General features: G+C 70.3%; 17 protein-coding genes. 7 read left to right on the top strand and 10 right to left on the bottom strand.

The window, feature by feature from the left end; genetic code table 11:
- Position 1: 1 nt before the first annotated feature.
- The 3 genes from ACIRHA_RS09165 to ACIRHA_RS09155 all read left to right on the top strand — a co-directional run bounded on the left by ACIRHA_RS09165 (position 2) and on the right by ACIRHA_RS09155 (position 3,258).
- On the top strand, positions 2-739 hold the full coding sequence (locus tag ACIRHA_RS09165; RefSeq protein ID WP_403841810.1) for a hypothetical protein: 738 nt from the start codon (positions 2-4) through the stop codon (positions 737-739).
- A gap of 4 nt (positions 740-743) precedes the next feature.
- Complete coding sequence (locus ACIRHA_RS09160; protein ID WP_403841807.1) at positions 744-1,718, top strand: dipeptidase; 975 nt, start codon at positions 744-746, stop codon at positions 1,716-1,718.
- 130 nt (positions 1,719-1,848) lie between these two features.
- Positions 1,849-3,258 carry an MFS transporter gene (locus ACIRHA_RS09155; RefSeq protein ID WP_403841804.1) on the top strand — a complete coding sequence of 470 codons (1,410 nt, stop codon included), beginning with the start codon at positions 1,849-1,851 and terminating at the stop codon, positions 3,256-3,258.
- A 7-nt stretch (positions 3,259-3,265) separates the two neighbouring features.
- Here the strand turns inward: ACIRHA_RS09155 and ACIRHA_RS09150 are convergent, their stop codons facing one another.
- Genes ACIRHA_RS09150 through ACIRHA_RS09135 form a run of 4 tightly spaced genes read right to left on the bottom strand, consistent with a single transcriptional unit; the run spans position 3,266 to position 7,684 of the window.
- Positions 3,266-4,645, bottom strand: coding sequence for a GH1 family beta-glucosidase (locus ACIRHA_RS09150; RefSeq protein ID WP_403841801.1), 1,380 nt, complete (start codon positions 4,643-4,645; stop codon positions 3,266-3,268).
- A gap of 8 nt (positions 4,646-4,653) precedes the next feature.
- A complete protein-coding gene (locus ACIRHA_RS09145) occupies positions 4,654-5,478 on the bottom strand; it encodes a carbohydrate ABC transporter permease (protein ID WP_403841798.1) in 825 nt (274 codons plus the stop codon).
- Between the two features lie 5 nt (positions 5,479-5,483).
- Complete coding sequence (locus ACIRHA_RS09140; RefSeq protein ID WP_403841795.1) at positions 5,484-6,434, bottom strand: carbohydrate ABC transporter permease; 951 nt, start codon at positions 6,432-6,434, stop codon at positions 5,484-5,486.
- 14 nt (positions 6,435-6,448) lie between these two features.
- Positions 6,449-7,684, bottom strand: coding sequence for an ABC transporter substrate-binding protein (locus ACIRHA_RS09135; RefSeq protein ID WP_403842205.1), 1,236 nt, complete (start codon positions 7,682-7,684; stop codon positions 6,449-6,451).
- A 355-nt stretch (positions 7,685-8,039) separates the two neighbouring features.
- Here ACIRHA_RS09135 and yicI point away from each other — a divergent pair, with 355 nt between their 5' ends.
- Entirely contained in the window at positions 8,040-10,262 is a 2,223-nt protein-coding gene (gene yicI / locus ACIRHA_RS09130; RefSeq protein WP_403841792.1) for an alpha-xylosidase, read from the top strand.
- Between the two features lie 44 nt (positions 10,263-10,306).
- Here yicI and ACIRHA_RS09125 read toward each other — a convergent pair whose 3' ends face one another.
- The 3 genes from ACIRHA_RS09125 to ACIRHA_RS09115 all read right to left on the bottom strand — a co-directional run bounded on the left by ACIRHA_RS09125 (position 10,307) and on the right by ACIRHA_RS09115 (position 12,794).
- A complete protein-coding gene (locus ACIRHA_RS09125) occupies positions 10,307-11,161 on the bottom strand; it encodes an aldo/keto reductase (RefSeq protein ID WP_403841789.1) in 855 nt (284 codons plus the stop codon).
- Positions 11,162-11,248: 87 nt separating this feature from the next.
- A complete protein-coding gene (locus ACIRHA_RS09120; RefSeq protein WP_403841786.1) occupies positions 11,249-12,010 on the bottom strand; it encodes a sulfite exporter TauE/SafE family protein in 762 nt (253 codons plus the stop codon).
- Between the two features lie 58 nt (positions 12,011-12,068).
- Positions 12,069-12,794 (bottom strand): GntR family transcriptional regulator, encoded by a 726-nt coding sequence (locus ACIRHA_RS09115; protein ID WP_403841783.1) that lies wholly within the window; start codon positions 12,792-12,794, stop codon positions 12,069-12,071.
- A 287-nt stretch (positions 12,795-13,081) separates the two neighbouring features.
- On the opposite strand from ACIRHA_RS09115, the gene ACIRHA_RS09110 reads away from it, so the two are divergent.
- The 3 genes from ACIRHA_RS09110 to ACIRHA_RS09100 all read left to right on the top strand — a co-directional run bounded on the left by ACIRHA_RS09110 (position 13,082) and on the right by ACIRHA_RS09100 (position 15,475).
- The gene (locus tag ACIRHA_RS09110) at positions 13,082-13,876 is read left to right on the top strand and encodes an SAM-dependent methyltransferase (RefSeq protein ID WP_403841780.1); all 795 of its coding nucleotides are present in this window, start codon (positions 13,082-13,084) and stop codon (positions 13,874-13,876) included.
- Between the two features lie 150 nt (positions 13,877-14,026).
- Positions 14,027-14,743, top strand: a complete 717-nt coding sequence (locus tag ACIRHA_RS09105; RefSeq protein ID WP_403841777.1) for a hypothetical protein — start codon at positions 14,027-14,029, stop codon at positions 14,741-14,743.
- Between the two features lie 78 nt (positions 14,744-14,821).
- Positions 14,822-15,475, top strand: coding sequence for a dihydrofolate reductase family protein (locus ACIRHA_RS09100; protein WP_403841775.1), 654 nt, complete (start codon positions 14,822-14,824; stop codon positions 15,473-15,475).
- A gap of 26 nt (positions 15,476-15,501) precedes the next feature.
- Here the strand turns inward: ACIRHA_RS09100 and ACIRHA_RS09095 are convergent, their stop codons facing one another.
- The 3 genes from ACIRHA_RS09095 to ACIRHA_RS09085 all read right to left on the bottom strand — a co-directional run bounded on the left by ACIRHA_RS09095 (position 15,502) and on the right by ACIRHA_RS09085 (position 18,656).
- Positions 15,502-16,740, bottom strand: a complete 1,239-nt coding sequence (locus tag ACIRHA_RS09095) for an NADH:flavin oxidoreductase (protein ID WP_403841772.1) — start codon at positions 16,738-16,740, stop codon at positions 15,502-15,504.
- A 26-nt stretch (positions 16,741-16,766) separates the two neighbouring features.
- On the bottom strand, positions 16,767-17,360 hold the full coding sequence (locus ACIRHA_RS09090; protein ID WP_403841769.1) for a TetR/AcrR family transcriptional regulator: 594 nt from the start codon (positions 17,358-17,360) through the stop codon (positions 16,767-16,769).
- Between the two features lie 72 nt (positions 17,361-17,432).
- Positions 17,433-18,656, bottom strand: coding sequence for a styrene monooxygenase/indole monooxygenase family protein (locus ACIRHA_RS09085; RefSeq protein WP_403841766.1), 1,224 nt, complete (start codon positions 18,654-18,656; stop codon positions 17,433-17,435).
- Between the last annotated feature and the right edge of the window lie 401 nt (positions 18,657-19,057).

Below are 19,057 nucleotides of genomic sequence, written 5' to 3'. Positions count from 1 at the left end.
CGTGACCTCAACTCCCGTGACCAGTAAGGACACTTCGCCCGTCAATGTCTCGCTGCGCGAGTGCCGTCTGGTGACCGGCCGCGTGCTGCGCGCACTCGGTGTGCCGCGCGGCGCGGTCCCCGCCGCCCGCGACACCACCGTCGTCGCGCAGGCCCTCGGCCTCGACGCACTGCGTCGGCTGTACGACGACGCGGACGCCCTCCGTGCGACGGCCGCGCTGCGGATCCACCGCCGCACGACGGGCCCCGACACGGTCGTGGACGTCCGCGGCCGTCACGCGCTGGTCGCCGCGCCCGACCTCCTCGACCTGGCGGTGGCGCTGACCCACCGCCATGTGAAGGCCCGCATCACTGTGGCGGATGTCGCTCGGCCCGAGCTGCTCGACGTACTGCCCGTGCAGGCGGCCGAGTTCGGTGTGGCACTCACTGTCAGCGGCGGTGCGGCACCCGGCGAGCGGGTCCTGGACTGCGCTCCGCTTCAAGAAGCAGCCTCCGCGACCCCCTTGGACCACGTGCTGCGCCACGGCCTCGACGTCTCCGCGGACCTGTGGTGGAGCCTGTTCCACCTCGGCAACGAGGCCCTGACCCCGGACTCGGACCTGTCGCGGCAGCACACCGGACGTTCGGTGTTCGACGAGAGCGGCCGGATCGTCGGCGAGGTCGGCGAGGACTGGGCCGACAAGCCGGCGGACGAGTCGGCGGACAAGGTCGCGGCCCCCATACTCAGCGACGGAAGGTGACGGCGTGCTCTACATCGACGGCCTCGAATGCAGCCTCTACGACCGTGAGGTGTTCCAGGAGCTCCGCGCGGGCCACCTCGCCTGCATCACACCTACGTTGGCGTTCTGGGAGAACGCCACGGAGACGATGGACGAGATCGGCCGCTGGCGCGACCTGGAGCGCGAGAACGCCGACCTGATCCGCATCGCCCGCACCGCCGACGACATCGAGCAGGCCCACCGCGAGGGCCGCACCGCCGTCCTCCTCGGCACCCAGAACTCCTCGCCGATCGAGGACCGCATCCGATTCCTTGAACTCTTCCACGACATGGGCCTGCGGGTCATGCAGCTCACGTACAACAACCAGAACGCCATCGGCGGTTCCTGCTACGAGCCCGAGGACAGCGGTCTGTCCCGGTTCGGCCGCGAGGTCGTCCACGAGATGAACCGGCTCGGCATGATCGTGGACCTCTCCCACGTCGGCGAGCGCACCGGGCTCGACGCCATCCGGGTCTCCGAGCGGCCCGTCGCCGTCACCCACGCCAACCCGCGCTCCCTGTACGAGCACCCGCGCAACAAGGGCGACGAACTGCTCAAGGCGCTCGCGGCGGGCGGCGGCATGCTCGGCCTCGCCACGTACCGCAACATCAGCGGGCCGTGGGCGGGCAGCCGCGAGGAGTGGTGCGACATGGTGCGCCGCACCGTCGACCTGATCGGCATCGACCATGTCGGCATCGGCACCGACCTGAGCCGCAAGACGGGCGAGCCGGAGCTCCAGTGGATGCGCAAGGGCCGCTGGACGCGCACCGAGCAGCGCGGCGCCGCCCTGTCCGGCACGCCCGGCAAGGCGCCTGCGATCACCTGGATGGAATCCACCGCCGACTTCCCGGCCCTGGCCCAGTGCCTCTCCGAGCAGGCCGGGTTCGACGAGGACGAGGTCGCCAAGATCATGGGCGCCAATTGGCTCCGCTTCTACCGCCAGGTCCTCAAGCCGGCCTGATCCCCCCCCTCGTTCACCACAGGCGCCACAGGCACCACAGGCGCCACCCGCAACACCGCAAGGAGACAGCCCCCACTCCTCCCCGATCCCGTGCCGCACTCGTGCGGCACGGTCCCGAAGGGCGGTCACCGTGACCCCACAGACCTCCACCCCATCCCGCCAACTGACCGGCGCCGCCCGTGAGGTGGCGGCCCGGCTCGACCGGCTGCCGGTCACCCGCGTCCAGCGCGGCATCCTCCTCAAGGGCGGACTGAGCACCACCTTCGACGGCATGGACAACGGGATCGTCTCGTTCCTGCTGCCCATCGTGGCCGGAGTGTTCGCGCTCTCCGGCCTGGAACAGGGGCTGCTCGGCAGTTCGTCCCTCATCGGCGCCGTGCTCGGCGCGCTGCTCGTCGGCTTCATCGGCGACCGCACCGGCCGGCGCAATCTCCTCGTCTGGTCGATGACCTGCTACAGCGCCGCGATGATCGTCGGCGCGTTCTCCCCCGACGCCTTCGTGCTCGTCGCCACCCGAATCGTCGGCGGCGTCGCCATCGGCATCAACGCCAACATCGTGATGCCGTATCTGGCGGAGTTCTCGCCGCCGTCCCGGCGCGGTCACTTCGTCGGCTCGCTCGCCGGCTTCTTCGCGTTCGGCTATGTACTGGCCGCGCTGATCGGCTTCTTCATCATCCAGGCCTTCGACGGCGGCTGGCGCGTCGCACAGATCGTCGTCGGTCTTCCGATCATCCTCGCCGTGTTCTGGCGCCGCAGTCTGCCCGAGTCACCGCGCTATCTGGTCTCACGCGGACGGGTGGACGAGGCGATGGTCGAGGTGGAGCGCCTGGAGGACAAGGTCCGCAAAGCCACCGGGGCGCCGTTGCCCGAGCCTGCGCCCGTGCCCGCCGGATCGGCCGCAGCGGCTCCGGCCGTGGACCAACCGCGCGGACTGCAAAGGTTCCTGGCGTTGTGGCGTCCCCCGCTGCTGCGCCAGACAGGGCTCGTCTGGGTGCTCTGGTTCTGCTTCAGCTTCGTCTACTACGGCTTCCTCGTCTTCCTGCCGACCCTCCTCGTCGACAGGGGCTTCTCGATCAGCGAGAGCTTCGGCTACTCCATCCTGATCGAGGTCGCCCAGGTCGTCGGCTACTACCCGGCGGCCGTGCTGTCCGAGCGCCTCGACCGCAAGTGGAGCATCGTCATCTTCCTGCTGGCGGGCGCGCTGGCCGCGCTCGGTGCCGCCACGACCCACAGCGACGCGGTGGTGATCGTGTGCAGTGTGGCGCTCGCGTTCTTCCTCAACGGCGCCTACGCGCCCCTCTATACGTACACGCCGGAGGTGTACCCGACATGGATCCGCGGCACGGGCGTCGGCGCGTCCGCCGTGTTCAGCCGGGTGGGCGCGGCCCTGGCCCCGATCGTCCTCGGCGCCGCCTACACCTCGCTCACGTTCGTCGGCGTGTTCCTGCTGCTGTGCGCCGTGATCGTGGTCGCGGTGGTGGCGGTCGCCGTGTTCGGCACGTCGACGCGGGACCGGAGCCTGGAGGACATCACCGCCTGACGGGTGCTCAGCCCCGGTGTGCCGCGATCAGCTTTCGGTACCAGTGATAGCTGTCCTTCGGCGTGCGCTCCTGGGTGTCGTAGTCGACGCGGACGATGCCGAACCGCTTCGCGTAGCCGAGGGCCCACTCGAAGTTGTCGAGCAGCGACCAGACGTAGTAGCCGCGCACGTCGACGCCCGCGTCCATCGCCGCGCGCAGCGCCGTGAGGTGGCTGTGCAGGTAGGCGACGCGGTCGGTGTCGTGCACGGCGCCGTCGGCGGCCGGTTCGTCGTGTTCGGCGGTGCCGTTCTCGGTGATGTGGATCGGCGGGAGCGCGTTGCCGTACCGGCCCTTCAGGGCGGTCAGCAGGTCGGTGAAGGACTCGGGAACGACGGGCCAGCCCATCGCCGTGCGCCGCACGTCGGGGTAGGGGCGCTCCTCGTACCGGTTGTCGGTGGCGACGCGGCGCTCCGGGTCCGGCTCACGGTGCGCGGCGTCGGCGACGACGATCGGGCGGTAGTAGTTGACGCCCAGGAAGTCGAGGGGCTGCCCGATGAGTTCGAGGTCGCCGTCGCGCCGGAAGTCCTCCGCCGCGATCAGTTCGCCCCAGGTGTCGGCCTCGGTCGTCGGGTAGCGGCCCGCGAGAAGCGGTTCCGTCCACACGAGGTTGTGCTGGGTGTCGGCGCGCACGACGGCCGCGCGGTCGGCGGCGGTGTCCGAAGCTGGAACATTGCGGTCGAGGTTGAGAGTGATGCCCGCCTCGCGCACGCCCGCCGCCCGCAGCTCCTTCATCGCCAGGCCGTGCCCGACGAGCAGGTGGTGGGCGGCGGCAAGCGCGCCGGTGCCCTCCTGCGCTCCCGGCGCGTGGCGGCCCACCGAATAGCCGAGGAAGGCGCTGCACCAGGGCTCGTTGAGGGTGATCCAGCGCGGGACGCGATCGGCGAGGTGCTCGGCGACGATCCCCGCGTATTCGCCGAACCGCTCGGCGGTCTCGCGGACCCGCCAGCCGCCGCGGTCCTCCAGTGCCTGCGGGAGGTCCCAGTGGTAGAGCGTGGCAGCCGGCTCGATGCCCGCCTCCAGCAGTGCGTCAACGAGCCGCGAGTAGAAATCGAGGCCCTTCTGGTTCGCCGGCCCCTCGCCCGTCGGCTGGATGCGCGGCCAGGCGACGGAGAAGCGGTACGAGTCGACGCCGAGGTCACGCAGCAGTGCCACGTCCTCGGGGTAGCGGTGGTAGTGGTCGCAGGCCACGTCTCCGGTGTCGCCCTCGTGGGTGCAACCGGGGGTGTGGCTGTAGGTGTCCCAGATGGAGGGGCCGCGGCCGTTCTCCTGCACGGCGCCCTCGATCTGGTACGAGGCGGTGGCCGCGCCGAAGACGAAGCCGTCGGGAAATACGGGCAAGTGGTTCATGGGCAGCCTTACTTGATGGATCCGCCGGTGATTCCGGCCGCGATGTACTTCTGGGCGAGGACGAGCAGCACGGCGGCCGGGATCGCCGACAGGACGGACGCGGCCATGACGGACCCCCAGTCCCCGACGTGCGCTCCGATGTACTGGTAGATGCCGAGCGTGACGGGCTTGACGTCGTCCGTCGTGTTCAGCGTGAGCGCGAACATGAAGTCGCTCCACGCGTACAGGAAGGAGAAGAGCCCCGCCGTGATCAAGGAGTTGCGGCTCATCGGCAGGACGACCTGGAGGAACGTGCGCAGCTTGCCCGCGCCGTCGGCCTCCGCCGCCTCGATGACCTCCTTCGGGATCGCCACCATGAAGGAGCGCATCAGGACGATGGCGAAGGGGATGCCGAGCGAGGCATCGGCGAGCATCAGGCCGAAGTAGGAGTTGACCAGGCCCAGATCGACGTACGCGCTGTAGAGGGCGTTGGCGATGACGATGCCCGGCACCATCTGCGTGATGAGGGTGCCGAAGACGATGGTGCGGCTGCCGCGGAGGCGGAACTGGGCGAGCCCGTACGCGGCGGGCGCGGCGATCGCGAGGCAGATGACGACGGCGCCGAGCGCGACGGCGAGCGAGGTGAGCAGGTGGCCGCCCTGCTCCCGGATGGCGGAGGTGAAGCCGGAGAGGTCCAACTCGCCGGGTACCGGCGAGACTTCGAGGAGACCCGACTCCGGCTGCAGCGCCGTGTTGATCATCCAGTACAGCGGGAACAGCATCACGCCGAGGATGACGATCCCTGCGACGGTGGCGCCCCAGCGGCGCCCGGACGTGGTGGTGGCGTTCGCCATGCCGGTCACTTCCCCTCGGAGCGGTTGGCCCGCAGGTAGAACACCGCGAAGACGGCGGAGATCAGGATGAGGACGTTGCCGACGACGGCGCCCGCGCCGAAGTCGAGCTGGACGAAGGAGTTCTGGTACGTGAGGGTGCCGAGCGTCTGGGTGGCGTCGGCGGGGCCGCCGTCGGTGAGGGCGAGGATCAGGTCGAGGATCTTGACCGTCGACATGAAGCCCAGGACGAGCACGACCGTGATGACGGGCTTGAGCAGCGGCAACGTGATCGAGCGGAAGGTGCGCCAGGCGGACGCGCCGTCCAGGGAGGAGGCCTCGTACAGCTCCTTGGGGATCTCCTGGAGTCCGCCGTAGAGGATCACCATGTTGAACGGGATGCCGATCCAGATGTTCACCAGGATCACGGAGAACAGGGCCATGCCGGGGCTGGTCAGCCACGGGGTGGCGCCACCGAGGCCGATGGTCTCCGCGAAGGAGTTGAGCACACCGGTGTCCTGGTCGAGGATCCGGCGCCACACGATGCCCGAGACGACCATGGGGACGAGCCACGGCAGCAGGATCAGCGAGCGCAGGAACCCGTTCAGCGGGAACCGCTTGGTGAAGAAGACGGCGAGGGCGAGGCCGATGCCGAACTGGCCGATCAGCGAACCGATCGTGAAGACGATGGTGTGCCACAGCGCCTTGCCGAAGAGGTCGTCTTGGAAGACCTTGCTCCAGTTGTCGGCGCCGTTGAAGGGGGACTTGCCGTCGAAGAACGTCGACGGCGAGAAGTCCTGGAAGCTCATCACGACGTTGCGGACGAGCGGGTAGCCGAAGAACAGCAGCATGAAGACGACGGCGGGGGCGATGAACCCCCACTGGCTCAGCCGGCGGCGGCGACGGGCGCGCGCCGGATCGGTCCTCTTCTCAACTGCCGTGCGCTGGACGGCGGGTGCGGTGGCCGTGGTGGTCGACATGGTGTGAGTCCCCCTCAGTTCCCGCTCGTGGCGCGGGACTGCGCCTTCTTCAGCGCGGCCTCGCTGGACTGCCCGGTCAGCGCCGACTGGAAGGCGCTCTGCAGGGCGAGCGACACGGACGCCCAGCGCGCTCCGACCTTCGCGGTGCGGGAGCGGGCGGTGGCCACCTGGTCGGCGAGCGCGTCGAGTTCGGGCACTTCCTTGCGCCAGGTCGCGGCGGCCTTTTCGTTGGCCGGGACCATCCAGCTGTTGCGGGCGTAGGTGATCTGCTCGCGCTCGGAGGACATACAGCGGATGATCTTCGCCGCGGTCTTCTGGCGCCCGGTGTCCTCGGTCTTGGGGACGGTGAGGACGGCGCCGCCGAGCGGTCCGACGGACTTGTCGCCGCTCCTTGGGACGGGGATCTGGGCGATGCCCCAGTGCAGGTTCTTCTTGGTGTTCAGCGTCTCCACCTGCCACGGACCGTTGATCATCATCGCGGCGTTGCCGGCCATGAACTGGTCGTTGACGTCGGCCTGCGTCCAGTTGACGGTCGACCTGGACAGCGAGCGGTCCTTGATGAGGCCCTTCCAGTAGTCGAGGGCGTCCGCGACCTTCGGCCCGGCGAGGTTCGTCTCGTCGCCGCCGTTGGACCACATGAACGGCGCGAACTGGAAGACACCGTCCTCCGCGCCGCCCGCGCTCAGCGCGATGCCGTACTGGCTGCCCTTGGTGAGCTTCTTCGCGGTCTCCCGCATCTCGCCCCAGGTGGTGGGTACTTCGAGGCCGGCCTTCTTCAGGATGTCCTTGTTGTAGAAGAGGGCGAGGGTGTTCACCGTGCGCGCGGCCCCGTAGTACGTCCCCTTGTACGAGCCGAAATCGACGATGCCCTTCGGGATGTCCTTCGTGGACAGGCCCAGCGAGCGCAGGTCGACGAGGCCGCCGGCCTCCGCGAACGTCGGCATCTCGGAGGCGTCGAACTGGATGACGTCCGGGAGCGACTTCGACGACGCCATGCGCAGTGACTTCTGCATGACCTGCGCGGCGGGCACGCTCTGCTGCTCGATGGTGAGGCCCAGCTTTGCGCTGCAGCGCTTCAGCGTGGCGGCGTCCCAGCCGTGGTACGAGGCGTCGGTCGAGGAGTTGAGGACGGTGAACACACCGGGGTCGCGCCCCGCGCCGCAACCGGTGAGCGCCGCGCAGGCGACGAGCGCGGAACAGGCGGTGAGTGCCGCGGTGGTGCCGCGGCGTCCGCGCCTGCGGCGCGTCACGTCCGGTGGAAGTGCTGCTGTCACGGTGGATACCCAAGCCTTGAAGGTGTGGCCGGCCCCGACGGAACTCCCATGTCCCGGCAAGGTGTTCGCATCACGCGGTACGGCTCCGGCCCGCGCCGCACACGCAGAGCGCGTTTTTGTTTTCCGCCATGACTAATACGTCATCAAGCGCTTCGACACCAGACCTTGAGTCCGACTTCATCGCCTGTGCATAGCCTGCTACGCCCCGTTGTGATCGAATCGAAGCGCTTCGACGATTCCTGGTCTCGACCTCTTGATCTTTCGGTGCGCGTGAGCTCAAATGCCGTGTAGAGGCGCCTTGCCCCGCACATTGCCCACCCCGAGGAAGATGATGAAGTTCACCGACGGCTTCTGGCTGATGCGCGACGGGGTCGAGGCCTCGTACGCCACCGAGGTCCGTGACCTGCGCGTCGACGCCGACCGTTTCACCGCGTTCGCGGCGACCCAGCGGATCGAGCGGCGCGGCGACACCCTCAACTCCCCCTTGCTGACCGTCGATTGCTTCACCCCCGCCGAGGGCGTCATCGGGGTCCGCGTCACCCACCACGCGGGAAAGCGGCGCACGGGGCCCGACTTCGGGCTGCCCGGCGAGGACGCCGGCACGGGTACGGTGCGCCGTGACGGCACGCGCGTCGAGCTGTCCAGCGGCGCGCTCTCCGTGTGCCTCGACGAGGCCGCTCCCTGGCAGCTGTCCTTCCGCGACGCGGACGGCCGTGAGGTCACCTCGTCCGACCGCAAGGGCACCGCCGCCTTCCGGACCGGCGACGGGGAACACCACATGGCCGCGCAGCTGTCACTCGGCGTCGGCGAGCAGGTCTACGGTCTCGGCGAGCGCTTCACCCCGTTCGTCAGGAACGGCCAGGTCGTCGACATGTGGCAGGCCGACGGCGGCACGAGCAGCGAACAGGCGTACAAGAACGTCCCGTTCAGCCTTCACGTCTCCCCCGCGGGCGCCTACGGCGTGTTCGTCGCACACCCCGGCCGGGTGAGCTACGAGATCGGCTCGGAGTCGGTCGGCCGGATGCAGTTCAGCGTCGAGGACCAGTCGATCGAGTACTACGTGGTCGCGGGCCCGACGCCGAAGGACGTGCTGCGTCGCTACACCGCGCTCACCGGCCGTCCGGCGCTGCCGCCGGCGTGGTCCTTCGGCCTGTGGCTGACGACGTCGTTCACCACGCAGTACGACGAGGGGACGGTGACGTCGTTCGTCGACGGGATGGCGGAGCGCGACATCCCGCTGAGCGTCTTCCACTTCGACTGCTTCTGGATGCGCGAGTACCAGTGGTCGGACTTCGAGTGGGACCCCGCGGTCTTCCCCGACCCGGAGGGCATGCTGGCCCGCCTCAAGGAGCGCGGGCTTCGCATCTCGGTGTGGATCAACCCGTACATCGCCCAGAAGTCGGCCCTGTTCGAGGAGGCCGCGGCGAGCGGCTACCTGGTGAAGCGGGCGAACGGCGACATCTGGCAGTGGGACCTGTGGCAGGCGGGCATGGCGCTCGTGGACTTCACGAACCCGGAGGCCTGCGCCTGGTTCCGCACGAAGCTCAAGGTGCTGCTCGACCAGGGTGTCGACTGCTTCAAGACGGACTTCGGCGAGCGCATCCCGACGGACGTCGTCTGGCACGACGGCTCCGACCCGGAGCGCATGCACAATTACTACACGCACCTGTACAACCAGGTCGTCTTCGACCTGCTGGAGAAGGAGCGGGGCCGCGGCGAGTCCGTCCTCTTCGCCCGCTCGGCGACCGCGGGCGGTCAGCAGTTCCCTGTGCACTGGGGCGGCGACTGCTGGTCCTCGTTCGGCGCGATGGCGGAGTCGCTGCGCGGCGGCCTTTCCCTCTCCCTGTCCGGCTTCGGCTTCTGGTCGCACGACATCGGCGGCTTCGAGGGCACCCCCGACGCGGCGGTCTTCAAGCGCTGGCTGGCCTTCGGGCTGTTGTCCTCCCACAGCCGCCTGCACGGCTCGTCCTCGTACCGGGTGCCGTGGGAGTTCGGCGACGAAGCGGTGGACGTGGCAAGGGAGTTCACCCGCCTCAAGCACCGCCTGATGCCGTATCTGTACGGTGCCGCGGCCGAGGCGCACACGACGGGCGTGCCGCTGATGCGCCCGATGCTGCTCGACTTCCCCGACGACCCCACGGCGCGCGCCCTCGACCGCCAGTACATGCTCGGCCCCGACCTCCTGGTGGCGCCGGTGTTCTCCGCGGACGGCGACGTCGAGCTCTACGTCCCCGAGGGCACGTGGACCCACCTCCTCACCGGAGAGCGGGTCGAGGGCCCGGCCTGGCGCCGCGAACGGCACGGCTTCGACAGCCTGCCGCTGTACGTGCGCCCGGGCGCGGTCCTCCCGATGGGCGCGGACACCTCACGCCCGGACGGCGACTGGCTCACCGGTCTCACCCTGCTCGTCACCCCCGACGCGGAGGATGTGACGGTGACGGTGCCCGATCTGCACGGGGGTGTGGCCGCGACGTACCGGGTGGTGCGGGACAGCGCGAGCGGAGTGGCGGCGGTCCAGGAGGGTGACGGGGAAGTGACGCTCCAGGAACTCTGAACCCGCTACGACCCACCGCCATCTGCGCTCTCCCCCATGAGCCGTCAGGACACGGGAGGGGCGCCCGGTGTGACCAGTCGGTCGAGGAGGTCGCGGTGCTCGGGGGCCAGGCGCAGGCCGTCCGCTGCGAGGTTCTCCTCCAGGTGGTCGATCCGGGCGGTGCCGGGGATCGGGAGGACGGCCGGTGAGTGGCCGAGGAGCCAGGCCAGCGCTACCTGCGTGGGTGTGGCGTCGAGATCGGCCGCCACCGCGCCGATCCCGGCCTCCGCCCCGGACTTCCCCCAGGCGACCGGACGCCAGGGCAGGAACGCGATCCCCGCCGCCTCGCAGGCCATGAGCACGGGTTCGTGCTCGCGGTCGAGCAGGTTGTAGCGGTTCTGGACGCTCGCGATGTCGACGGTCTTCCGGGCCTCTTCGAGTTCGTCGACCGTGACCTCGGACAGCCCGATCCGGCCGATCTTTCCCTCGGCCCGCAGATCGCGGAGCGTGCCGAGTTGGTCGGCGAGCGGTGTCTCCGGATCGATCCGGTGCAGTTGGAGCAGCTCGATCCGCTCGACGCGCAGGCGGCGCAGCGCCTGCTCGACCTGGTCGCGCAGGACGGCCGGTCGCCCGTCGAGCCGCCACTCCTCCTCAGGGCCCGACCGCGCGATACCGACCTTCGTGGTGACGAGCAGCCCGTCCGGGTACGGGTGCAGGGCCTCGGCGAGGAGTTCCTCGTTGGCTCCCCCGCCGTACATGTGCGCGGTGTCGATCAGCGTGACGCCCAGCTCGACGGCCCGCCGGGCGACCGCGACGGAGTTCTCGCGGGCCGATCCCGGCTCGGTCGGCAGGTGCATGGCACCGAACCCCAGCCGCCGTACGCCCAGATCCCCGCCGATACGAAACGTGCTCGATGTCATCTGCCGCCTCCGCCCCCTCGGTCAACACCGCAACGTTAACAGGGCAGTTGCATGAAGAGCCTGTTCCGAACCATGGGCCCCAGTTCTTCAGTGCAGCGCCAGGAACGGTGCCGAGGCCAGCAGGAACGCGACCATCGCGTACTTCAGGCGGCGGGCCGGGAGTGCGTGTGCGATGCGCCAGCCGATGAGGACGCCGGCCAGCTCCGGGATGCCCACCAGGGCCGCGAGCCGCCAGTCGACGGCTCCGTGCACCACATACGCCACGGTGCCCACGCTCGCGATCACGATCGACTGGGCCTGGGCGGCGGCCAGCGACGACAGGACCGGCAGCCCGGCCACCACGAGCAGCGGCACGCTCAGCATGGGGCCGCCGAGCCCGAAGAGGCCCGCCACGACCGAGACGACGACACCGATCAGGACCGTGCGGCCCATCGGGATGTGTGCGTGCTCGGCGCCGTCCGTGGCGCGCCGGTCGCGCACCCACACCAGGATGCCGGTCACGACGACCGCGCAGGCCAGCAGGATCCCGAAGCCGCGGCCCGCGACCAGGGTGTTGCACAGCACGCCCAGCGGCGCTCCCACCAGGGCGGCGCCGGCGAGTACGGCGGCGCAGCACCGGGTTCCGGGGTCGCGGAGCTGTCCCGACCTGGCGTACGCGGCCGTGCCGAGCAGGCCCGTGGCGACGTGGGTGACGATGGCGGTGCCCGCCACGCCCGCGGGCGTGAGGCCCGAGAACAGGAACAGGCCGATGGTGGGCAGCACTCCGCCGGGCCCGATGGCGGTGATCCCGATGCCTCCGACAAGACCGGCCACCGCCAGGAGGACGAGGTGTGTCGTGTCCAGGGTCATGTGCGCTCCCACCCGTCCTGCCGGCCTCTTCGTCGTTCGCTTCGCACGTACAACTCCTTCAGTCCCTCGGCAGGACGGCCCGCAGGGCGAGCCGGTCCGCGCGCACCCGCAGTGACTCGGCGTCGACGGGCCGGCCGTCCGCGAGCCGGGTCAGCCGGTCGATGGTGAAGAGCGCGGCGCCCTCCGCCACGCCCAGCAGCCGCGCGGTGTCCGGGTCGGCAGTGACGGCGTGCACGGTCACCTCGGCGCTGCCGAGCCGCGTGCCACTGGTCTCCTCGATGAGCGCGAACAGATCCCGTCCCGCCAGGTGCCGGTCGAGCAGCGGGCGGCCGATGTCGGGGGCGAGCCAGGTGGAGTCCAGGGAGAGCGGCTCCGCGTCGAGGGATCTCAGGCGCTCGATGTAGACCGCTTCGGAGTGCTCCGGGAGGCAGAGGCGTTGCGTGATCGCGGGCGGGGCGTGCTCCACGACACGTGCCTCGCGCACCTCGTTGCCGACCGTGCCGTACGCGGTCAACTCCTCGGCGAGGCCCACCAGTCGGGCGAGGCCGTGTTCGGCCTTGTGGCCGGTCACGAGGGTGCCGATGCCACGCCGTCGGGTGACGACACCCTCGTCCCGCAGCATGTTCAGCGCCTCGCGCACGGCGTTGCGGGTGGCGCCGAGTGACCGGCCGAGGGCGCGCTCGTCCGGCAGCACACCCTCGTAGGCGCCGTCGACGATGCGCTGACGCAGCACATCGGCGACACGGCGTGCCCGGTCGGCCCTCGATCCGTCACGGTCTTCCATGCCCGTCCCTTCTCCGTGGTGCATGTGACGGCAGACCGTACGCCCCCTGATGTTTCGCGGGTGTTACGCCACCCCATCCGACCTGCACAAACGTCTGACCTGCGACGGAGCGGCGGCCATGGGGCGCAACGCCGGTCCCCGGCGTCACACCCACCGCACACCCGTCACACCGGCCACCGCATTGCACAGCGGGTGGCACCCACACCACGCCGACGTATCAACTCCCGCATGGAATACCCTGGTTGACGCATGATCCCCGGCGCCCCATCGACCCTTCGGAGCTACTCGTGCCCCAGGACCGTCCGCTGATCGACAGTGACTCCCCGCATTCGGCCCGCATCTGGAACTACTGGCTCGGCGGCAAGGACTGCTACGAGGTGGACCGCGAGGTCGGCGACGCCATTCAGCAGGTCAACCCGGGGATCGTGCAGGTGGCCCGCGCCCAGCGCGCCTTCCTCGCCCGCACCGTGTCCCACCTCGTACGGGACGTGGGCATCGACCAGTTCCTCGACATCGGCACCGGGCTGCCCAGCGTCGACAACACCCACGACGTGGCGCAGCGCCACGATGCCACGGCGCGCATCGTCTACGTCGACCACGACCCGGTGGTGCTGCGGCACGCGGAGGCCCTGCTGACCAGCACTCCGCAGGGAGCCACCGACTACATCGAGGCCGATCTGACCGACCCCGCCGGCATTCTCCGGCAGGCCGCGGACACGCTGGACTTCACCCGTCCGGTCGCCCTGATGCTGCTCGGGGTCGTCGCCCATGTCACCGACGACCGCGCCTACACGATCGTCGAGGAGCTCAAGAGCGCGCTGCCCGGCGGCAGTCACCTGGTTCTGTGCGACAGCACCGAGGTGTACCACCCGGAGGCCACCCGGGCGATGGTCGAGCAGTGGAACAGCACCAGTGACAACCCGCGGACCAATCGCACGCCCGAGCAGATCGGCCGGTTCTTCGAGGGACTTGAGCTCGTCGAACCGGGTCTGACCTCGGTTTCTCAGTGGCGCCCCGAGGGCGGCGAGGGTGAACTCCCGGAGCCGGTCAGCAGCTTCGGTGGCATCGGACGCAAGCCCTGATACGCGTCAACACGCCAACTCCCGTACCGTAAAAGGTGACCGATCTGTACTGACGTGCCACGCGATGGGCACCCGGGTGAGTACCATCCGGCCCTACGGCACACACGTACACACACCGACAGATCCTCCTTGTCACGAAAGCGAGCCACCATGTCGGACACCACGCCCCAGACCGAACTCAAGTCCCGCTACGCCGACCGGATCCGCGACGACATCGCACAGAACGAGGGCGAGTTGAAGCGGATCAGCGAGGAAATCTCCTCGCTGCAGGCGGAGTTGGGCACCCTCGAGGAGAACCGCACGCTTCTGGAGAGCATGCTGAACTCTCTCGGCAGCGGCGACCTGCCGCCCCTTCCGGCGCCCGCCCCCGAGAAGGCGGTCGGCAAGGCGGCAGGCAAGCTTCCGCGGCAGAAGTCACGGGAGACGACGGCCGCCAAGCCCGCGCAGGCCAAGAAGGCCACGGCCGGGACCCCCGCGAAGGCGGCCAAGCCCGCGAAGCCCGCCAAGGCCGCGGCCACCACCAAGCCGGCTGCGCCCGCGGCCGAGAAGACCGAGCCGCAGGGCTCCACGCTGGTCGAGCTCATCGTGTCCCAGCTGGGCTCCGAGACCAGCCCCCGCTCGGCCGCCGAGATCACCTCGACGCTGCAAAAGAAGCACCCGAAGCGGGAGTTCAGCACCAAGGTCGTCCGCAATACGCTGGAAGCCCTGGTCGCCAAGGCCCGCGCCGAGCGCACCCGCCAGCAGCGCTCGGTGTTCTACGTCGCCCTGCCCGCTCCCGGCGCACCCGCGAAGGGAGCCACCGACACCAAGGCCGGACAGGACAAGGCGGTGGAGAGCAAGGCCGGGGCGAAGGACGGCGCCGCGTGACACCCCGCCCGTCGCCTGCGCGATGAGTTTCGTTCGCCGTGGCAGTCTCACAGTTGTCGATCACGTAGAAGGAGCGCCGTGAAACAGCAACTGGTGAAGGTCCAGAATTTCAACGTGTCCGCGGACGGTTTCGGCGCTGGTCAGGGCCAGAGCCTGGAGCGGCCGTTCGGCCACGCCGACCCGGGGCAGATGTTCGCCTGGGCCGGGGCCACGGCGAGCTGGCCCAATCGCACGGACCCGGGAGGGTCCCGCGGCATCGACGACTATCTGACGCGGGACTTCCACCACAACATCGGTGCCGAGATCATGGGGCGCGGGAAGTTCGGGCCCCAGCGCGGGCCCTGGCAGGACGACGAGTGGCGGGGGTGGTGGGGCGAGGAACCGCCGTTCCACACCCCGGTGTTCGTCATGACCCACCACACGCGCCCGTCGATCACGCTCTCGGACACCACGTTCCACTTCGTCGACGCCGACCCCGGCACCGTCCTCAAGCAGGCCAGGGTGGCGGCGCAGGGCAAGGACATCCGGCTCGGCGGCGGAGCCACCGTCATCCGCGAGTTCCTCGAGGCGGACCTCGTCGACACACTGCACGTGGCGGTCGCGGACGGTGTCGAGCTCGGCTCCGGCTCCAAGCTGTGGGACTCACCCGACGATCTCCTCGACCGCTTCCACCTCAATGTCGTGCCGAGCCCGACGGGCGGGGTGCGCCACCATCTGTTCTGGCGGAAGTGACGCCCGGCGCGCGTGGGGTCACGTACTCAGTGGCCGCGCGCGTGGAAGGGCTCCGGCTCGATGAGGACACAGCGCGTGCCGGTGTAGATGGTGGGCATGCAGCGGTTGCAGTGGATGCACAGCGAGTGCGTGGGCCGGTCGGCGGCGCGGTCCTCGGCGAAGCGGTTGATGAGGTCGGGTTCGCGCAGTAGCGCGCGGCCCATCGCCACGAACTCGAAGCCCTCGGCCATGGCCGCTTCGGCGGTCTCGCGGTCCGCGATGCCGCCGAGCAGGATCAGCGGCAGTTTCAGCGCGGCCCGGAACTGGCGTGCCGAGGGCAGCAGGAACGCCTCCTCGTACGGGTAGGCGCGGATGAACTTCTTTCCGACGCGCTCGATGCCGAACCGCTGGGGCTGGGGGAACGTCGCGGCGAACTGTCGCACGGGCGCGCCGCCGCGGAACAGGTACATGGGGTTCAGCAGGGAGCTGCCCGCGGTGAGTTCGAGGGCGTCGACGCTGCCGTCGGCCTCCAGCCAGGCGGCGGTGCGCAGGCTCTCGTCGAGCCAGATGCCGCCGGACACGCCGTCGTCCATGTTGAGCTTGGCGGTGATCGCGATCTCGTCGCCGACCTCGTCGCGGACCGCGCGGGCCACGCCCCGGGCGACCTTGGCCCGGTTGGCGAGAGTGCCCCCGTACTCGTCCTTGCGCTTGTTGAGTTTCGGGCTGAGGAAGGAGCTCGCGAAGTAGTTGTGGCCGAGGTGGATCTCCACCGCGTCGAATCCGGCCTCGACGGCGGTGCGGGCCGCACGGGCGTGGGCCTTGGTGACGCGCGCGATGTCGTGGCGGGTGGCCGGGCGGGCGAAGCGGAAGGACTGCAGGTTCAGGAAGCGGCTGGGCGCGAGCGCCGGCAGTCCGTTGGAGACGGGATCGGCGACGGGTCCCGCGTGGCCGATCTGCGCGGAGATCGCGGCGCCCTCGGCGTGCACGGCCTCGGTGAGCCGGCGCAGGCCGGGAACGGCCTCGGGCCGCATGTGGATCTGATCGCGTTCGGTACGTCCCTCGGGGGCGACGGCGCAGTACGCGACGGTCGTCATGCCGACGCCACCGGCCGAGGGGCGCCGGTGGTACTCGATGAGTTCGTCGCTGACCAGAGCGTCGCGCGTGACACCTTCGAAGGTGGCCGCCTTGATCACCCGGTTGCGCAGGGTGAGGGGGCCGAGCCGCGCGGGGGCGAGCAGGTCGGGCGCGGGCCCGGTGGTGTCGCGGGTGGAGTCTGCTGTGCTCATGACGGTGCAACTCCTCAACTGTCGGTTCACGCAGGGGCGTTCAGGCCCGCCGCGACGAAGGCGATGACCGTGTCCGCCGGAGGGCGCGGTGTGCCGCCCAGCTCGGCGGTGGCCAGCTGCGGCTCCCCGTAGAGCTGGAGCAGCAGGTCGAACGTCATGCGCAGCCGGTGCCCGGCCTCGGCCCGGGAGAGCTCGGGCCGCGCGGCGCACAGCAGCGTGCGCCATGACCGATACCCGAACCACCGCTCGTCGAAGGGAAGTTGACGGCGGCTCAGTACGACGCGGGCGAGCAGGTGCAGCAGCATGCGGCCGTGCGGCGTGCAGGTCAGCTCGTCGAGCGGCCGCACCAGCACGTCGACGAACTCCTCGACGCGCGGGGCCTTTCCACCGGCCGTCCTGCGCTCCACGTCGGCGAGCGGCTGCGCCCACAGCGGGCCGAGCCGGCTCTGCAGCAGCGCGGCGACCAGGTCTTCCTTGGTACCGAAGTGGTAGTGGACCGCGGCCGGGTTCATGCCTGCCGCCGCGTTCACCGCGCGCACTGACACCTGCTCGTACCCCTTGGCGAGGAAGAGCCGCTCGGCGGCGTCGAGCAGTGCCGCCCGTGTGGTGTCGGTGGACATGGGCACAGGACAGCACGGCCCGGCACACTTTTCAATCAGTGATGGAAAACTTCCCGCGCCGAGGCCGATCGGCTACGCGGCCCCGTGCCGCCGGAGGAATCCACGGGTGCGCTCCGGGGTCGCCACGATGCGCCACTGCCGGTCCGGGTGGCCGAAGTTGTCGGTGAACTCGTCGGCCGCGCTCTTGTGCGTGCTCATCGCGCCGAGCAGTTCCAGGATGTGCTCGGCGGGCGGGCGGAGCATGAGTTCGGACCAGCGGGCGGCGCCGAGGACGACCTCGGCGCGGCGCCGGGCGACGCGTTCGCAGAACAGTGCGTCGAAGGCCGGGTCCTCGGCGATGGCGTCGGAGACGACCTGGGCGGAGTGCGAGGCGGCGTTGGCGCCCTGCCCGACGATGGGGTCGACGGTGGTGTGCGCGTCGCCGAGGGCGAGCGCGTAGCGCCCTCCGGGCAGCCGCGTGTAGTCGGCGCGCACGGTCGGCACGATCGCGGTCCGCACCACGTCGAGGGGGCCGGTCAGCCCGAAGGCCGCGGGGTCGACGCGCTCGAAGACGGTCGGGTGGTGGTGCGCGAGTTCGTCGAGCGCCCCGCGCAGGAAGCGCTCCTCGTCCTCCCCGGCGTCCGCCGCACACAGGCCGTCGGCCCCGCCGCCCGGCACACACTCGAAGAGGAGCGCGGTGACGTGCCCGGCGGCGGAATAGAGCGGGATCTCGATGACCTCGCCCCGGCCCGGCGCGATCGACAGCGTCACGCCCTTCGGATCGTTCGGCGCCACGCCCTGGTACAGGCCGGCGCACAGCAGGCGGCGCGGGGCATCGAGCGTCGCGGGGTCCGCCACCGTCGGGAAGAGCCCCGAGAGGGGGCCGCGCCCCGACGCCACGACCAGCAGGTCGTGCCGGGCCGCGACATGCTCCAGGTCGGCGGGCGTCACCTGCCGCACCACCAGCTTGCCGCCGCGCTCCTGGAGGTCAGCGGCGAGCGCGGGCAGGTAGAGCCGGTTGTCGACGGCGCGCGAGGGCGCGGCGAAGTCGCCGCGGAAGATCAGCGGGGTGGGCCCGCCCACGTAGTGGTGGTGGCAGCCGTAGCCGTACGTGTCCCCGGGCCAGCGCTGCACGCCGAGCACCGCCTCCCGCAGCAGGGTCGGAGCGTGGTGGGCGACGGTGGCCGGGAGCCGTCCGGTGGCGGCGGCATCGGGGGGCCGGTCCGTGTAGAGGGTGACGTCGATGTCCTGTGCGCGTAACAGCAGCCCCAGATGCAGGCCCGCCACTCCGGTTCCCACGATCCCGATGTCCGGCATGCGCTCTCTCCCCCACGACGAGTTCGACCCGGTGACAGATACAACCGATCTGGCGCCCATGCCCCTACCCGACACCCGGGTCCCACATGCGCTTCCCCTGGCCGCGTTCCCAGGGCCACTCCCCGTACGCCCGGAGCGTGCTCGGAGCCGGCGCGCAGGCGACGTCGCGGCGAGCCTTGCGGGTGACGTCTCGGCGGCCTCGCAGGTGACGTTCGAGAGCCGGGCCCGAGGGCGGGCGAGATTGGCCATAGACATGGCGCGACCTGCTGTGATCTCATCCGTCTCGGCGGATCGGACACCCTCGACGCCGCTCGACGGGCGATCCCTGTACGCGGCAGGTGACCGGACGCCCCGGTCGGCTTGTGACCAGGTGGCCGGCTTGTGCCCGCCTCCCGTCCAGG

Source organism: Streptomyces sp. NPDC102360, assembly GCF_044766085.1.
Lineage (GTDB): Bacteria > Actinomycetota > Actinomycetes > Streptomycetales > Streptomycetaceae > Streptomyces.
This window is presented reverse-complemented; position numbering and strand designations above follow the sequence as displayed.

Excerpts from the sequence above, each read along its gene's own strand:
- ACIRHA_RS09115 (WP_403841783.1), bottom strand. The coding sequence starts at position 12,794 with ATGGAAGACCGTGACGGATCGAGGGCCGACCGGGCACGCCGTGTCGCC.
- ACIRHA_RS09085 (WP_403841766.1), bottom strand. The coding sequence starts at position 18,656 with ATGCCGGACATCGGGATCGTGGGAACCGGAGTGGCGGGCCTGCATCTG.
- ACIRHA_RS09105 (WP_403841777.1), top strand. The coding sequence starts at position 14,027 with ATGTCGGACACCACGCCCCAGACCGAACTCAAGTCCCGCTACGCCGAC.
- ACIRHA_RS09090 (WP_403841769.1), bottom strand. The coding sequence starts at position 17,360 with ATGTCCACCGACACCACACGGGCGGCACTGCTCGACGCCGCCGAGCGG.
- yicI (WP_403841792.1), top strand. The coding sequence starts at position 8,040 with ATGAAGTTCACCGACGGCTTCTGGCTGATGCGCGACGGGGTCGAGGCC.
- ACIRHA_RS09120 (WP_403841786.1), bottom strand. The coding sequence starts at position 12,010 with ATGACCCTGGACACGACACACCTCGTCCTCCTGGCGGTGGCCGGTCTT.
- ACIRHA_RS09125 (WP_403841789.1), bottom strand. The coding sequence starts at position 11,161 with ATGACATCGAGCACGTTTCGTATCGGCGGGGATCTGGGCGTACGGCGG.
- ACIRHA_RS09140 (WP_403841795.1), bottom strand. The coding sequence starts at position 6,434 with ATGTCGACCACCACGGCCACCGCACCCGCCGTCCAGCGCACGGCAGTT.
- ACIRHA_RS09150 (WP_403841801.1), bottom strand. The coding sequence starts at position 4,645 with ATGAACCACTTGCCCGTATTTCCCGACGGCTTCGTCTTCGGCGCGGCC.
- ACIRHA_RS09145 (WP_403841798.1), bottom strand. The coding sequence starts at position 5,478 with ATGGCGAACGCCACCACCACGTCCGGGCGCCGCTGGGGCGCCACCGTC.
- ACIRHA_RS09095 (WP_403841772.1), bottom strand. The coding sequence starts at position 16,740 with ATGAGCACAGCAGACTCCACCCGCGACACCACCGGGCCCGCGCCCGAC.